The organism is Endozoicomonas sp. G2_1 (assembly GCF_017744155.1).
In the GTDB taxonomy this organism is placed as follows: domain Bacteria; phylum Pseudomonadota; class Gammaproteobacteria; order Enterobacterales; family Alteromonadaceae; genus JAGHQT01.
This window is the reverse complement of record NZ_JAGHQT010000001.1, coordinates 429,640-445,049: the sequence shown is the minus strand read 5'-3', so window position 1 is coordinate 445,049 and position 15,410 is coordinate 429,640. Positions and strand designations below refer to the sequence as shown.

The 15,410-nt window shown below is 42.7% G+C and carries 12 protein-coding genes, 1 other RNA gene and 1 CRISPR repeat array; of the genes, 9 read left to right on the top strand and 4 right to left on the bottom strand.

The features are described 5' to 3' along the window. Positions 1-85 precede the first annotated feature (85 nt). From murI to zapA, 3 genes are all read right to left on the bottom strand, one after another. The gene (gene murI, locus J7384_RS02010) at positions 86-994 is read right to left on the bottom strand and encodes a glutamate racemase (RefSeq protein ID WP_209110744.1); all 909 of its coding nucleotides are present in this window, start codon (positions 992-994) and stop codon (positions 86-88) included. A gap of 84 nt (positions 995-1,078) precedes the next feature. Continuing rightward, positions 1,079-1,261: non-coding RNA, 6S RNA (gene ssrS, locus J7384_RS02005), on the bottom strand. A gap of 218 nt (positions 1,262-1,479) precedes the next feature. Further along, complete coding sequence (gene zapA, locus J7384_RS02000; RefSeq protein WP_209110736.1) at positions 1,480-1,797, bottom strand: cell division protein ZapA; 318 nt, start codon at positions 1,795-1,797, stop codon at positions 1,480-1,482. Positions 1,798-2,007: 210 nt separating this feature from the next. On the opposite strand from zapA, the gene cas1f reads away from it, so the two are divergent. From cas1f to cas6f, 7 genes are all read left to right on the top strand, one after another. Beyond that, a complete protein-coding gene (cas1f, locus tag J7384_RS01995; RefSeq protein WP_209110734.1) occupies positions 2,008-2,979 on the top strand; it encodes a type I-F CRISPR-associated endonuclease Cas1f in 972 nt (323 codons plus the stop codon). Continuing rightward, positions 2,976-6,527 (top strand): type I-F CRISPR-associated helicase Cas3f, encoded by a 3,552-nt coding sequence (cas3f, locus tag J7384_RS01990; protein ID WP_209110732.1) that lies wholly within the window; start codon positions 2,976-2,978, stop codon positions 6,525-6,527. Before cas1f ends, cas3f begins: the two co-directional genes overlap by 4 nt. A gap of 200 nt (positions 6,528-6,727) precedes the next feature. Beyond that, entirely contained in the window at positions 6,728-6,919 is a 192-nt protein-coding gene (locus J7384_RS01985; protein ID WP_209110730.1) for a hypothetical protein, read from the top strand. Continuing rightward, positions 6,912-8,192 carry a type I-F CRISPR-associated protein Csy1 gene (csy1, locus tag J7384_RS01980; RefSeq protein WP_209110728.1) on the top strand — a complete coding sequence of 427 codons (1,281 nt, stop codon included), beginning with the start codon at positions 6,912-6,914 and terminating at the stop codon, positions 8,190-8,192. The genes J7384_RS01985 and csy1 overlap by 8 nt, the downstream gene beginning before the upstream one ends. Further along, positions 8,189-9,145, top strand: a complete 957-nt coding sequence (csy2, locus tag J7384_RS01975) for a type I-F CRISPR-associated protein Csy2 (RefSeq protein WP_209110721.1) — start codon at positions 8,189-8,191, stop codon at positions 9,143-9,145. The genes csy1 and csy2 overlap by 4 nt, the downstream gene beginning before the upstream one ends. Positions 9,146-9,171: 26 nt before the next feature. Beyond that, positions 9,172-10,200: a type I-F CRISPR-associated protein Csy3 gene (gene csy3, locus J7384_RS01970; RefSeq protein WP_209110719.1), complete on the top strand. Its 1,029-nt coding sequence runs from the start codon at positions 9,172-9,174 to the stop codon at positions 10,198-10,200. A 17-nt stretch (positions 10,201-10,217) separates the two neighbouring features. Then, positions 10,218-10,850, top strand: coding sequence for a type I-F CRISPR-associated endoribonuclease Cas6/Csy4 (cas6f, locus tag J7384_RS01965; RefSeq protein WP_209110717.1), 633 nt, complete (start codon positions 10,218-10,220; stop codon positions 10,848-10,850). 233 nt (positions 10,851-11,083) lie between these two features. Further along, positions 11,084-11,831: direct repeats of the CRISPR family, unit length 28 nt; unit sequence GTTAGCTGCCGCACACGCAGCTTAGAAA. A gap of 92 nt (positions 11,832-11,923) precedes the next feature. Here cas6f and J7384_RS01960 read toward each other — a convergent pair. After that, positions 11,924-12,862 carry an alpha/beta hydrolase gene (locus tag J7384_RS01960; RefSeq protein ID WP_209110715.1) on the bottom strand — a complete coding sequence of 313 codons (939 nt, stop codon included), beginning with the start codon at positions 12,860-12,862 and terminating at the stop codon, positions 11,924-11,926. A gap of 228 nt (positions 12,863-13,090) precedes the next feature. On the opposite strand from J7384_RS01960, the gene J7384_RS01955 reads away from it, so the two are divergent. Both J7384_RS01955 and pepP read left to right on the top strand, forming a co-directional pair. Next, positions 13,091-13,660 (top strand): UPF0149 family protein, encoded by a 570-nt coding sequence (locus J7384_RS01955; protein ID WP_209110713.1) that lies wholly within the window; start codon positions 13,091-13,093, stop codon positions 13,658-13,660. A gap of 206 nt (positions 13,661-13,866) precedes the next feature. Further along, complete coding sequence (gene pepP / locus J7384_RS01950; RefSeq protein WP_209110711.1) at positions 13,867-15,201, top strand: Xaa-Pro aminopeptidase; 1,335 nt, start codon at positions 13,867-13,869, stop codon at positions 15,199-15,201. Positions 15,202-15,410: the final 209 nt, after the last annotated feature.

Genomic DNA, 15,410 nt, shown 5'->3' with positions numbered 1-15,410 from the left:
TTACGCCTAGACGGCTAAACGTCTTTTCTTTTTGCTTTCAGAATCAGTGGAAGGGTAAATGTAAGCTGTGATCACAGCCTTTTTCTTAGGGCGCTATGGAGCTGTGTTTGAACTGTGCTGTTTCAAGTTCGATTTCGTGACCAAAAACTTTACTCATTAACTGTTCTAAATCTTGTCTATTTTGCTGATTAAGTACTGCAGTTGTATAGAATTGTTGCCAAGGGTACTGATTGTTACTCGCTAATAATTGTGCGTCGCTGAGTCGTTGCTTAAGTTGCTGAGTGACCGGTTTTGCCGTTTCCATTAATTCAACGTTAATTGCCTTGTGTTCTTTTAAAAGCGCGTTTATTTGCTTTGTCAATATAGGGTAATGAGTGCACCCCAGCACTAGGTGGTCAATGTTATGTTCAAGCAATGGCGTTAGGTATTGTATTAATAGCGCCTGACAAGCGGCACTCTCGCTTTGATCTTGTTCAATTAGTTCTACTAGCCCCGGACACGGTTGAATATGTACTTGGCAATTGTTGGCATGCTGAGTACTCAGCGCTAAAAATCGCGGGTTACTGGCGGTGGCTTGAGTTGCCAGTATGCCAATATGCTTGGTGAGGCTTGCTTTTGCCGCCGGTTTTATTGCCGGTTCAACACCGATAATGGGCATGGTGTATTGCGCTCTAAGGCTATCAATCGCGGTAACGGTTGCAGTATTACAGGCTACGACCAGACTTTTCGCGCGTAGCGTTTTGCACCAGTTGGCAATAGCGTTAACGCGTTCAATAATTTGTGTTGGGCTTTTATCACCGTATGGTGCAAATGCGCTATCAGCGAGATAAATGAGGTTTTCACTGGGTAATTGTTGACGAATTTCTTTGGCAATAGTGATACCGCCAACCCCTGAGTCAAAGATGACAATAGGATGATTTACATCAGCTGTATTAGCCGAAGTTGAATTGTTATTCGGGTTATTGCTTGGGTTGCTATTTGGATTATTAGGCATTGCTGCAGAGTAGCACAGAAAAGAGTATTAACAGAGCACTAGCCTAGTTGTTTTAAGTGCTTTTGAACTTTTTTCAAAAATTAGACGCCTTCCAAGATGCCGCAGTCAACGTCAGCCCTTGAACACCGTGTGTTCAAGGCGGGAGTCAAGTGCTTACCGTAGGCTTCCTGATACGAGTCAGGCATGCTCAATAGCAAACAAGCGATACCCTTAAGTAGTACTTATCGGCTCAGGGACATAGTTAACACGCCAACATCCCAGAAGGTCAAACATATTATAGCGAACCTTGTAGCAAGATAGAAAGCGTCAGACTAGATAAATGCCTTATTAGTTATTCAACCGCTTTATTTAGCAGCAGATTGTCGCGTTTTTAGGCGTAAAAGATTATCAATCAAAACGGGGTGGCTAAACATTGAACAACCAAGAGCGCAAGGCAATCGTAAGTTATACCAATATTTAATCAATAGGCGAGGGAATGTAAAAGTTTATGCGCGTTTTTTACTGTTTTTATTAGCGTCTAATAACGCTTGCTCAATGGTTGATTGCAACAACTGAATTTTTTCGTCGGTGTCGATTTTGTCTTTTTCGACTTGAGCTTTTAATTGTTGCAGTTCATTGGCAAGGTTTAATGCCGTGATCATCAAAGACTGTTCAGTAGTTAAAATTTGTTTGCTATTGGCAACATCTTTCAAACGCGAGTCAACGTCTTCAGACGCTTTAATCAGCGCTGATTCTTGTCCTTCAGGGCATGAAACTTTAAGTTTTTTGCCATTAACGTGAACGGTGACAATACGTTGAGCCATTGGTTTGCACTAAGCCTTTGTGTTTTTTATACGATCCAGCGCTGATGTTACCAGCTCCCAAAGTTGATGCAAGCGTTTGATTCAATTATTAATCATTTAATCAGCTTACTAAGAAAAAATAGCTGATGAGCTTGTCGATAAATCTAGTTTGGTGTTAAATGTGAGTGCAAGAGGGAGTTCTTGACTAATACGTCATAAGGAGGTCTACCAGTGAATGACTTTTCACCATCTGATATGAAAAGTATTCTCCATTCAAAGCGCGCGAATATGTTCTACCTTGAATATTGCCGCGTGATGCAAAAAGATGGTCGCGTCTTATATCTCACTGAAGCCGACAAAGAACACCAATATTTCAATATTCCCATCGCCAACACCACGGTTTTACTGCTAGGCAACGGCACCTCAATTACTCAAGCTGCCATGCGTATGCTCGCTCAAGCGGGAGTACTGGTTGGTTTTACTGGCGGCGGTGGTACACCACTCCATATGGCCTGTGAAGTAGAATGGCTAACGCCACAAAGTGAATATCGTCCCACTGAATATTTACAAGCTTGGCTTAAGTTTTGGTTTGACGATGAAAAGCGCTTAGCCGCTGCGAAACAATTTCAACAAGCCCGTATTCAATTTTTAGAAAAAGTTTGGCGCAGCGATCGCGAATTAAAAGGCGAGGGCTTTGATTTCAATAACGCTAGCGTACAAAAAGCACTTGGCACATTTCACCAGCGCACAGAACAAGCAACAAAGTCACAAGAATTACTACTGACCGAAGCGCAACTGACCAAAGTACTTTATAAATTTGCTGCGAATTCAACCAATACTGACGGTTTCAAACGCCAACACAACAGCACTGACAAAGCCAACGACTTTTTAAATCACGGCAACTATTTAGCCTACGGTTTAGCGGCTAGCTGTTTATGGGTGTTGGGCATTCCTCACGGTTTTGCCGTAATGCATGGAAAAACCAGAAGAGGAGCTTTAGTTTTTGATATCGCTGATTTAATTAAAGATGCCATTGTACTGCCGTGGGCGTTTGTTTGCGCCAAAGAAAATGCCACCGAACAAGAATTTCGCCAGCAAGTACTACAAGCCTTTACTGATCATAAAGCGTTAGATTTTATGTTTGATACCGTGAAAGATGTTGCCTTAAACATGGCCGAAAAATGTGAGACTGACCAACCATGATGGTCACCTTTGTCTCGCAATGCGAGAAAAACGCCCTCAAGAAAACTCGGCGCGTACTCGATGCTTTTGCTAACCGTATTGGCGATAACACTTGGCAAACACTGATCACCGAAGACGGCTTGCAAACGGTTAAGAAAATGCTGCGCCAAACCGCCACCAAAAGCACAGCGGTAAGTTGCCACTGGATACGTTCGCGCTCCCGCAGTCAATTTTTATGGGTAGTGGGTAATAAGCGCAAGTTTAATAACGAAGGCGTGGTGCCGGTGAATAGTACTCGTGGCAATTTATTGAATGCAGATATAGAAAGCGACTGGCATTATTTACCGCTGATTAAAGCACTAAGTGCGCTAGCTGCCTTGTTTCACGATTGGGGCAAAGCCAGTGAATTGTTTCAAGAAAAACTATCGCCTAAAAGTAAAAACAAGTACAAAGGCGACCCTATTCGGCATGAATGGATTTCTTGTTTATTGCTCCATGCCTTAGTGCAGTTACATCAAAAAGAAAACGATCCACCTTGTGATAACGCTTGGCTATCAGCACTGGCTCAAGGCGAAATAAATGAAAAGCACTTACAAACTGCGCTCAGTAAAACGAATCGCCCAGAAGCAATAAACCCATTTAATAACCTACCGCCGATTGCGCAATTTATTGCATGGCTGACTGTCTCGCACCATAGATTACCGCTTGACGTAAAAGGTGAGTATCAAACGCGTAATTTATTAACCGACGAAAACAACCAAGACTATTCTCACCAAGTCGCGCTCACCAAATTATTAACACTTGTCAGTTGCGAGTGGGGCTATAAAAATAACTACGATCCGCAAGAGTATCAAGCCAGAATTAAGGCGTGCTTTAACTTTCCTAAAGGCTTGTTAAGTGAATCATCTGAATGGTTAAAACAGATAAAAAAGTGGGCAAACCGACTGCTTGCCTGTCAGCAAAATGCAAATGCATCTTTAACAGATGGCTCATTTCGCCTTGTACTGCATCACGCGCGTTTGTGTTTAATGTTGGCGGATCACAACTATTCATCAAAAGAAGCTGACAAATTTTGGCGTAGTAATACAAAATTATTCGCTAACACCGATCGAAATACTGGCGAATTTAAGCAAAAACTTGATGAACACCTTGTTGGTGTTGCTAAACAAGCGATTAAAAACGCGCACTTATTACCAGCTTTCGAGACCGAACCGCCAAGCTGCGACGACAATCAAGCACTGAGAAAACCAAGCCCTAAAGCATTTCGCTGGCAAGACAAAGCGGTAGACAAGATCCTACAATGGCGAAAAATACAATCGATAAAATCTGAAAAACAAGGTTTTTTTGCCGTTAATATGGCAAGTACGGGTACGGGTAAAACCTTTGCCAACGCCAAAGTGATGCGGGCTCTATCACCCAATACAAAAAGTTTGCGTTACATTTTAGCACTTGGGCTAAGAACATTAACCTTGCAAACAGGCGATGAATATCGAGAACGAGTTGGTTTAGACGATAGCGAATTAGCCGTGCTCATTGGTGCTAAATCGGTGCTGGCACTGCATAACCAAGCAAAAGTGGATCAAGGTGAGCTAGATAAAAACAGCTATGAAAGCTACGGCGCTGAGTCACAAGCGGAATTACTCAAAGAAGCAATTGATTATGATTGCCTTATTCCAGAGCAAACCTTAACCACCATTTTAACTGGGCAACGCGAGCGCAAGTTTCTCTATGCCCCTGTGCTTGTTTGCACTATTGACCACATCATTAGCGCAACCGAAACCAAGCGCGGTGGGCGCTACATATTGCCGAGTTTGCGCTTGATGTCGTCTGATCTCGTTATTGATGAAATTGACGACTTTACTGGCGACGATCTAATCGCTATTGGTCGGTTAATTCATTTGGCAGGGATGCTCGGGCGCAAGGTGATGATCTCTTCAGCCACTATTCCACCGAGCTTGGCTGAGGGCTACTTTAAAGCTTATCGCGACGGTTGGCTGGTATACTGCAAAAGCAAGCAATACTCAGTCAATATTGGCTGTGCCTGGATTGATGAATTTAATACAGATGTTGCTAGCGTCAATAACGAAACACTTGAACAGGTTATCCCGAGTTACCGCAGTCACCATCAAAGCTTTATTGCCAAACGCATGGCTAAGCTGCAAAAAGCGGTGATCAAACGCAAAGCCGATATTATTCCGTGCCAGCACATTATCGACCATTTTAATGGTTTAGAGAAACACGAGCAGCGCCAATCAGAAATACGCGACAGCAAGCAGCAAATGTACTTTACCCAAATTGCACAAGCTGCGTTTGCTAAACACCAAGCTCACCACACTCTAATTACCTGCGATAACCAAACTCAACTAGCGGTATCTTTTGGTGTTATTCGCACTGCCAATATCTCACCCTGTGTCAACTTAACTAAGTTTTTACTCGACCTTGATTGCCCAGCAGATACCGAAATACGGGTAATGGCTTATCACTCGCAACAAGTTTTGCTGCTGCGTCATGCACAAGAGCAGCATTTAGACGCAGTGCTAAAACGCAAAGAAGCGGCTAGCCAAGTGCCTCAAGCGTTTAACAATCCTGTTATTCGCCAGCATTTAGAGGCTATAAGTCGCCAGCGGTCCACTAATTATGAATGCGCAATTAAAAATGTACTGTTTATTTTAGTGGCTACACCCGTTGAAGAGGTAGGACGAGATCACGATTTTGATTGGGCAATTGTTGAACCCTCGTCTTTTCGGTCAATTATTCAATTAGCAGGGCGGGTGCGTCGCCATCGCGATACGCCAGTTACTGAGCCTAACGTTGGTTTGCTGCAATACAATTGGAAAGGTATTAAATACGCTGACAAAGAAGATCAACAAGTGTTTAACTATCCCGGTTATGAACAGGGAAAATATCAACTTAGTAGCCATAAATTAAACGACTTGCTTAACCTTGACGAAATTAGCTATCGCCTTGATGCCAGTCAACGAATTCAAAAACCAGAATCGTTACAACTACATAGAAATGGCAATATATTTTCAAACCTTGCTGAATTAGAGCATGGTGTTACAAGTGATTTACTGACCAAGTACAAAAAAACAGATAGTCCAGAAAGCGGACTATACGCCGAAGTAGGACCTTACACATTGCAAGGTTATTTGCGTGAACCTTGGTATTTAACTGCGCTGTCACAACGTTATCGACCGTTTCGCAAGAACAAAGCTCACCAACAACAATGCCAAGTTTTTTTATTGTGGAATGATCAGCATCAAAGCTATCAGTTTTGTGAGCAAGACGAACAGGGCTATGGAATTGAACGCGAACTTACCCTAGGCATAAAGCGCACTGTGCTATCAGCTAAAGCTTATCAGCGATTATGGCTAGTGCGTGATTATGATCAGCTGATTGAAAAACAAGTGGAAAAGGCATACGAGCAAGCAGATCATCTTGATGCGTTTTCAGCGCCTGCCAGTAAGCGAAAAATCACATGGCGCTTTGGTGAGTTGAGTTTTCCATTTCAGGAACAAACAAAATATGAATATAACGATCAGCTTGGGTTGGTTAAGGTAGAAAAATAAAGCCATTACCGCTAGGTAATGGCTTTGAGCTGCCTGTTCGGCAGTTAACTATTGATTAGTGCATTTTCTAAGCTGCTTATTCAGCAGCGAGCGGAATTATACACTGCTAATTCATTATATGGAACTTTTGATTATTGCATGGTTGTTATTGCTTGGTGTTGAGAGTATATTACACATCAATAGTTAACCAGTGAAGTCATATGATGAACAAAAAGTACGTCAAAGAAGAAACGTTCACTTTAAAGCGGACTACTGAATTTAAAGTTATTGATATAGCCAAGAATGAATCACAAAAGGATTATAAAACTTGGTTAGACTTTATAGTAAATATTGTTAAAAAACATTGGTTTTCAAGTGAAAAGGATGATGTAGAGGAGGGAAAAAATGAATAAAGAAATCGAAGCATTTTTTAACGAGCGCAAAGCTGCTTGGTTAAAAAAGAACACGAAAGCGTCAATGAGTGAATCAGAACTCAATGTATTAACACAAGAATGTGAACAAGTATTTTCACTGGAGAACTGGTTGCCTAATGCCGCCAAGCGAGCGGGGCAGATATCAATTTCCACGCACCCTTGTACTTTTAGCCACCCCAGTGCGCGCAAAAACAAAAATGGTTATGTTAGCTCAGTGATTAGCGACGGTAAGTCAAGTAATGATGGTTTTATGCGTACGGGGAATGTTGATGTTGCTGCCGATGCACTTGGCAATGCTGCCGCATTAGACGTATATAAGTTTTTGATGCTGCTACCACAAGGACAAAGCTTACTTAGTCATATTCAGCAAGATACTGAACTCGCACAAGAACTGTTAACCATCAAAGCAGTTGACTATGAAACGCTTAAATCTGGTTTTCTCGCTATGGCTGAAACCAATAGTGAAGCAGTAACTAGCTCTAAAATCAAACAAGTCTATTTTCCCATCAATAATAACGGTTTAGCTTCTGGCGACGATAGCTCAGATTACCATCAACTCTCGTTACTTACCGCCTCGCCATTGGTGTTTGAACTGAGAAGGCGCATTGACGATATTCGCTTTTCTGAGCAAACCAAAGCGGCGCGAGCCAACGAAAAAGCCAATTTGCCCGATGAACAAGGCTATAAGCGCTTATACAATTTAACCACCATTGGTTACGGCGGCACTAAGCCTCAGAATATCAGTGTATTGAACAATCAAAACGGCGGTAAAGCGCACTTATTAGCAAGTACGCCACCCGTGCTTAAAAAGCGCGATATTGATTTTCCCACCGACAATTTTTTTACTCAAGCTTATAGCTACTACAAATGCCAAGATCTGTTTAAGGCACTTCATCAGCTCTATAAAAACGACACTAATAACTTTCACCTTCGCAACGAACGCGATGACTACTATCTCAGTATTATCGACCGCATTGTAGAGCATGCTTGGGCGCTTAGAGCAGTATCAGAAGAGCAATATTTCGAGCAGACAAGCACTTTATCATCAGCACAAAAAATATGGCTGTGTCACGACCAAGCAAAAACACGTGAACAGCAAGGTGACTGGCTTGAAGACATAGTGAAAAGTGTTAGTAATTACATTTTCTTTGGCTATGAAAAATGGATTGGCAAACAAGCGATTAAATTTGGTGATGGCGAGAAAAAATACATTCATCAATTTGTTGAAAACAACAAGGAGATACTACGATGAGTGCCGACTTTAAAGACATTTTATTAATTCCGCATATTCAAATTCAAAATGCCAACGCGCTTTCTAGCCCATTTACCATAGGCTTTCCAGCGATGACAGCATGGCTTGGGGTAACGCATGCCTTGCAGCGTAAACTACAAGCAAAAGGGCTAGACATCACTTTTTCAGGCACAGGTGTGATCAGTCACGATTTTGAATTGCAAACACATCGTGGTGACAATGACTTTGTTGCCTCTATTGTCGGCATGGCAAATCCACTCGATAAGACTGGCGCTCGCGCTGCCTTTATTGAAGAAGCTCGCTGCCACTTGGAAGTATCCTTGGTTGTTGAGTACCAATGTGCTGACGATCAAAAAGCGGAATTGATCGATGCTGTCACTCATTTACTTCATGGCAAAATGAAAATTGCCGGTGGCGACATTCATCATTTCAATTCTCCAGAGGTTTTCGTGGTTGAGCATGAAGACCCCACTGAAGTTAGAAAATTTATGCGCAAAGCCATGCCAGGTTATGCACTTATTGAACGCCGCGATTTAATGTTAGCGGGGATGAATGAGAATCTAGATGCTATGTCTGCACTCTTAGACTATTTAGCCGTGCACCATCAAAGTGAAGTAGATGAAGAGGGCGATGTTACTTGGTCAGCCAAACGCAAAACCTTTGAAGATAAGCCCATTGGCTGGGTAGTACCAATTGCCACAGGCTTTCATGGCATTAGCGAGTTAGGGCAAGCAAAGAACCAGCGTGATGCTAATACCCCGCATCGATTCGCCGAAAGCTTAGTCACCTTGGGTGAATTCAAGCTAGCACATCACTTTAAGCGACTCGACGATATTTTGTGGCGTTATCACTTTGACTCAGAAAACAATTTTTATTTGTGTCAGCAAAAGCAATATCAGCAACTCGCGACACCAATTTCATATGAACAATCACCGATAGACGAATTTAGTTAAGCAGCCGTAATACAAGGAGAACACACATGGCTAAAGCAACAGATAAAGCAACCGTACTCGCCTTTGAAAAGAAACTTGTGCCAAGCGCAGGATATATGTACGGCACCCGCTGGGATAAGCGAGATGAAAGTACACCCCTAGCATTAGAGGAAAAATCGGTTCGCGGTACCATTTCAAATCGCCTGAAAAAAGCAATTCAAAACGATCCAGCTAAACTTAACGCAGAGGTTGAAAAACCAAATCTGCAAATTGTCGATACTTGCTCATTAGCGCCAGATCAAGACACCTTAAAACTGCACTTTACCCTGAAAGTGCTGGGTGGCTTAGCAGAGCCTTCTGCGTGTAATAACGCTAACTTCAAGCAAAGTTATAGCGCAGCCGTGAGAGATTACATTGGTAGCCATGGCTTTAGTGAGCTAGCCAACCGTTATGCGTTAAACATCGCTAATGCGCGTTTTTTGTGGCGTAACCGCGTTGGTGCTGAAAATATTGAAGTACAAGTTAAAGCGAAAAATAAAGACGCGGAACAAACTTGGACGTTTGATGCAACCAGCTACAGCATTAAGCACTTTGATCAAGCTGACGAGCAAGTGAAGTCACTCGCCGCTCGTATCGCAACCGCACTTGAAAGTGATGACGACTTTTTAATGCTAGAAATTACCTGTTTCGCACAACTTGGTTTAGCGCAAGAAGTTTACCCAAGTGAAGAGCTGATTTTTGACAAAGGCAGAGGAGAGAAAAGTAAAACCCTCTACGATGTTAATGATATTGCTGCCATGCACTCACAAAAATTGGGCAATGCACTTCGCACTATTGATACTTGGTATCCAGAGTTTAACGATGCAGCGCAATCGGCAGGCCCTATCGCCATTGAACCTTATGGCGCGGTCACTAATTTAGGCAAAGCGTATCGCACACCAGCCGACAAACAAGACTTTTATACCTTCTTTGATAACTGGGCGCGCGGTGGTGAATTACCAACAACCGAAGACTTGCACTATGTAATGGCTGTGATAATTCGTGGTGGTGTTTTTGGCGAAAGTGACAAACAGTAATAATTTAAGGAGTAATTATGAACTACTACCTTGACATTACCTTGCTGCCTGACGCTGAAATCAACCTCGGGTTTTTATGGCAAAAAGTGTACACCCAATGTCATCTTGCCTTGGTTGAGCAAAAAAGTGCAGATAACCACTCTGCGGTAGCAATAGCGTTTCCCAGTTATCAATTGGGTAATCAAAAACAGGAAAGGGGTGAACAGCCGCTAGTAGCGAACTTTCCGTTAGGTAATAAGCTGCGTTTGTTGGCGGTGAGTGCTGAACAACTTGAACAGCTGAATATCAACACTTGGTTAGAGCGCTTGGCGGATTATTGCCATATTTCGTCGATAAAACCAGTTCCAGCAAATGTCAGCGAATATGCCAGCTTTACCCGCAAGCAGTTTAATACTAGTGTTGAGCGCTTGGCGAGAAGACGGGCAAAACGCAAAAACGAAACTATTGAACAGGCATTGTCTTATTACCAAGACTATCAGCCACCGACAAGTAAATTGCCGTTTGTAAACTGCAAAAGTTTATCGGGTAATCGACCTTTTAAACTCTTGATTGAAAAGCAAGTTGTTAGTGAACCGAACAACGGCATCTTTAACTGTTACGGATTAAGCCAAAAGCATGAAGGTAAAACCGCGACAGTGCCTTGTTTTTAAAAGTGCTGTGAGCAGTTTACTTCTAACCATTTGATTGTTGTATTAATGCCCTGTTAGCAATAGCAGGACATTTTTTGGGAATTAATAGTAAATACCCAAAAATACCAAAAATTCGCTCTTTAATAATTAGATAATAAATTCAGTCACTTAAAAATACGTGATAAATTTGGGGTAAAAAGGGTAAATAACCTTGTCGCCCTTGTTGTCACTTATTTTTTTGTTAAAATTTTATTGTTAGCTGCCGCACACGCAGCTTAGAAATTTTATTAGTCTTTAAAAGCCAATCTTAATTTGTTAGCTGCCGCACACGCAGCTTAGAAATGAAAGAAATAGACAGACTAACTCGTTTGGCTGTTAGCTGCCGCACACGCAGCTTAGAAATTTTAGCGCCGCCGCAAAGTCAGGAGCTTGAAGTTAGCTGCCGCACACGCAGCTTAGAAAACCAGAAGAAGACACAAGCGGTCAATATGACTGTTAGCTGCCGCACACGCAGCTTAGAAATAAAGAAGTTATCCGCTTTCCTGTACCAGAAGGTTAGCTGCCGCACACGCAGCTTAGAAACGCTTAACAATAAGCTTAGGTCAGCATCTTCAGTTAGCTGCCGCACACGCAGCTTAGAAATCAAACGTTGAGCCATCACTGCGCTGCAATTTGTTAGCTGCCGCACACGCAGCTTAGAAATAACACCGGATCATAGCTCTTGCGGCCATGTCGTTAGCTGCCGCACACGCAGCTTAGAAAATAGCAAGGTTCACGTTAAGAATGCGCAAAACGTTAGCTGCCGCACACGCAGCTTAGAAAATTCTTTCTCGCCTCTGCTAGACCTGTTTTTGGTTAGCTGCCGCACACGCAGCTTAGAAAATTAAAGTGTGGGTAGGTCAATTACCACTTAAGTTAGCTGCCGCGCACGCAGCTTAGAAAAGCATCGAGCAAATCGCCTAAGTCACTGAGGTGTTAGCTGCCGCACAGGCAGCTTAGAAAACTTTAATGGACTGCTGTAAGTATATCTACTGATTCACAATCGAACACACAGCATAGAAATTATATACTTTAGTGTCAAATCCTCGGGGTTGTTAATTGCCTTCAAGGAAGGCTTTGAATGCGTTAACGGTTTCTGTTGGCCCTTCTTCGTGGGGAATATGGCCAAGGTGTTCAAAACTAACGAATTGGCTGTTGGCTATTTCGCGATGAAAGTGCTCACCAATGGCGATTGGGATCAGTTTGTCTTGCTCACCCCAGATGATTAGTGTGGGTTGGCTTATTGTGGCTATTTTATCTGCCCATGGTCCGGGTGGTGCTTGGCGAAAACGTTCCACTAATGCTTGTCTATTACCTGTAACAGTTGCTAGGTCATAGTATTGGTCGATTAATGCTTCGGTTATTTTTGAGTCATCGGCGTAAACATTTTTGACGCTAGCTTCAATGGCAAAGCGAGGCGTGACTTTGGCCATCAGCTTATTTACAACGGGTATTTTAGCGGCGGCGAAGGCAATTGGCATTGATTCAGGCGTGAAGGGGGAACCACTGGTGTCAACTAGTGTTAGCTTAGTGACCAGCTCTGGATGAGTGACCGCCGTTGCCCAAGCGATATAACCTCCAAAGGAATTACCGACTAAAATGGCTTTGTTAACCTTGAGTTTTGCCAACGTTGCAGCGATAAATTCGACGTAACTTTCAATGGTGTAAATGTTATCTGGCGATGGTCCGGTTAAACCAAATCCGGGCAGATCGAAACGAATAACACGGCGCTCGTCAATTAATGCTTGGCTCCAGCCTTCCCAGGTGTGAAGTGACGACGAGGTACCGTGAATCAGTACGATAGGTTCTGGGTCTGATTTTGGCCCCTGATCTCTTAGGTGCACCTGCATGCCGTTAACGTCAATAAATACAGAAGGTGCTTGTGCCCACTGGCTCTTTAGTTCGTCAACCGAGCGGTCTGACTGCCAATAAAGTGCACAAAAACTTAATATTGAAACGAGCAAAAGTGTCACTATTCGGCTAATCAGCTTCATTTTAGCTCCCGTGGGCTGTTAATTTTGTTATTATTTTTAATTGAACAAAAGTTCAACAATCAAGATACTTGGCTTGTGGTTAAATATCAACCATGATTCAGCTGTTATTGCTAGCCTCAGTTAAAAATGGTCCTGGCGACAGCCACTTTGTTAAGTGGTCGTATGCTGGTATCAAGTTGCGGTCAGTGGTAGCATAGCCAACAATTTGAAATTGTTAGATACCCCTAAATGTCAAACTCATCATCTATTTCGTTTGCCGATGCGCAAGCGACCATTACGACCAACGAAGTCATTGCTCATGCTGCTGAAATTCACGGTATGTTAACTGGCTTAATTTGTGCTGGTTTTGCTTTTGAAAGCCACGATTACCTCGCCTTAGTTAACGATTGTTTTAACAACAATGAGATGATGCCAATGCCAGTGAAGAGCTTGGTTAAGGATCTTTACAGCGGTATTTGGCAGGGGCTTAGCGACGATGCCTTTGGCTTTCAGCCTTTGTTGCCTGATGACGACGACAGCATTGTTGAGCGCACTGCTGGCCTAGCCGCTTGGGTGCAAGGTTTTAATTTGGGTTTTGGTTTACAGCACAAAGACAGCCCAGTTAGCTCAGAAGAAGCGAAAGAGGTTTTGGCTGATTTTGCTGAAATAGCGAACCTGTCTGACGATGTTGATGAAGATGAAGACAGCGAGCAAGCGTATTTTGAAATTGCCGAATACGTGCGTATTTCGTCGTTGTTGATTTTTTCAGAGCTGGGTACTTTACCTGAGCAAAAAACTGAATCTAAAACACTGCACTAAACGTTGAATACTTTATGAGGTGCTAAATCAGGTGGTCAATTTTCGTTTAGCGCCTAAGGCAGTTTGATAGCCAAACGTTTATCAATGCTGATCTCAACCGATATCAGTAAAAATGTGCGAATAATTGCGCTGATTAGCTCGCGATTAATCAAACAGGCCAACTTAACGACGCCAATTTAGCGCCGCAATGTTACGAGTAATATCCAATGAATCATACTTTATTATCTGTTGAAGAATTTGCCTCAAGACGTCAGCGTTTTGCTGACCAGCTGCCTAACGCGAGTGTTGCTTTATTTCCCGCTAATGGTGAAATTACCCGTAGCAATGACACCGAATATCCTTTTTGTCAGAACAAAAATTTTTACTACTTAACCGGGTTTAACGAACCTGAAGCCTTATTGGTAATGGTAAAAGACGCCAGTGGCAATAGTACCTCGACCTTATTTTGTCGTGAAAAAGATCCGTTGCAAGAAGTGTGGCACGGCCGACGTACAGGCCCTGAACAAGCGCAAAAACAATATGGTTTTGACGCCGCTTACATCAACATCGAAGCAGATAAACGTTTACCTGAGTTTTTTGAAAGTGCAGACCGGGTTTATTTTTGTTTTGCCGACCAACCTGCGTTTGAACAACAAGTGTTTAACTGGTTAACACAAGTGAAAGCTGGTGCTAAACAAGGTAAAAAAGCACCAGCTCAATTACTCGATTGCAGCGCGCAAATTGCTGAAATGCGTTTGTTTAAATCGTCAGCTGAACTCGGCATTATGCGCAAAGCCAATGTTCTAAGTGGCTTGGCACATCAACGGGCGATGAAACAGTCGGCTGTGGGTAAATTTGAGTATCAAATTGAAGCTGAAATGTTACATGAGTTTACCTTACACGGTGCTCGCTACCCAGCTTATGGTTCAATTGTGGCGGGGGCTGACAACGCCAATATTTTGCACTATACCGACAACCAAGATGCCTTAATTGACAACAGTTTATTGTTGATTGATGCCGGTGGTGAGCTTGCCGGCTATGCCGCAGACATTACCCGAACGTTTCCAGTAAATGGCAAATTTACCGACCCTCAAGCAACCATTTATCAGCTAGTTTTAGATTCACAACTGGCGGTAATTGAAGCCATTAAGCCAGGTGCAAACTTTGCACAGCTTACTGATATTGCGATTCGCGTGTTAACTGAAGGGTTGGTTGAGCTGGGTATTTTAACCGGTGATATTGAGCAACTGATCGAAGATAAAGCCTGTAAAGATTACTTTATTCACGGTTTAGGGCACTGGCTTGGTTTAGATGTTCACGATGTCGGTGATTACCACATCGACGAAAATCGCAGACAGCTCAGAGCATTTGAGCCGGGTATGGTAATGACTATCGAGCCGGGTTTGTATTTCCCCGCTGACTGTTTAGAAGTTGAGCCTAAGTGGCGCGGTATTGGCGTGCGCATTGAAGACAATATTGTCGTCACTGAGCAGGGCTATGAAAATATTACCGTGAATTCGCCAAAAACAATTGCTGATATTGAAGCATTGATGGCCAAGTAGCTTGGCCTTAGTTAAACAGAAAAGGCTGAGTTAAAAAGTAAAACAAGTACAGCAAACTAACTACTTAGTTAGCTAAGTTAATTGAGATGCTTGGATGCTTGTTTCACATCAATAAAGTATTGGTGACTTTTTCATAAACTGACCCTCGTATTTTAAATTACTAGGCAGTATGAATAGTAAATAGCAAATGGCTAACAGTGACCCCAAAC

What these genes read in the sequence shown, in the direction of transcription:
- murI (WP_209110744.1), bottom strand. Translation starts at nt 994, where the DNA reads ATGCCTAATAATCCAAATAGCAACCCAAGCAATAACCCGAATAACAAT.
- zapA (WP_209110736.1), bottom strand. Translation starts at nt 1,797, where the DNA reads ATGGCTCAACGTATTGTCACCGTTCACGTTAATGGCAAAAAACTTAAA.
- cas3f (WP_209110732.1), top strand. Translation starts at nt 2,976, where the DNA reads ATGATGGTCACCTTTGTCTCGCAATGCGAGAAAAACGCCCTCAAGAAA.
- J7384_RS01985 (WP_209110730.1), top strand. Translation starts at nt 6,728, where the DNA reads ATGATGAACAAAAAGTACGTCAAAGAAGAAACGTTCACTTTAAAGCGG.
- csy1 (WP_209110728.1), top strand. Translation starts at nt 6,912, where the DNA reads ATGAATAAAGAAATCGAAGCATTTTTTAACGAGCGCAAAGCTGCTTGG.
- csy2 (WP_209110721.1), top strand. Translation starts at nt 8,189, where the DNA reads ATGAGTGCCGACTTTAAAGACATTTTATTAATTCCGCATATTCAAATT.
- csy3 (WP_209110719.1), top strand. Translation starts at nt 9,172, where the DNA reads ATGGCTAAAGCAACAGATAAAGCAACCGTACTCGCCTTTGAAAAGAAA.
- cas6f (WP_209110717.1), top strand. Translation starts at nt 10,218, where the DNA reads ATGAACTACTACCTTGACATTACCTTGCTGCCTGACGCTGAAATCAAC.
- J7384_RS01960 (WP_209110715.1), bottom strand. Translation starts at nt 12,862, where the DNA reads ATGAAGCTGATTAGCCGAATAGTGACACTTTTGCTCGTTTCAATATTA.
- J7384_RS01955 (WP_209110713.1), top strand. Translation starts at nt 13,091, where the DNA reads ATGTCAAACTCATCATCTATTTCGTTTGCCGATGCGCAAGCGACCATT.
- pepP (WP_209110711.1), top strand. Translation starts at nt 13,867, where the DNA reads ATGAATCATACTTTATTATCTGTTGAAGAATTTGCCTCAAGACGTCAG.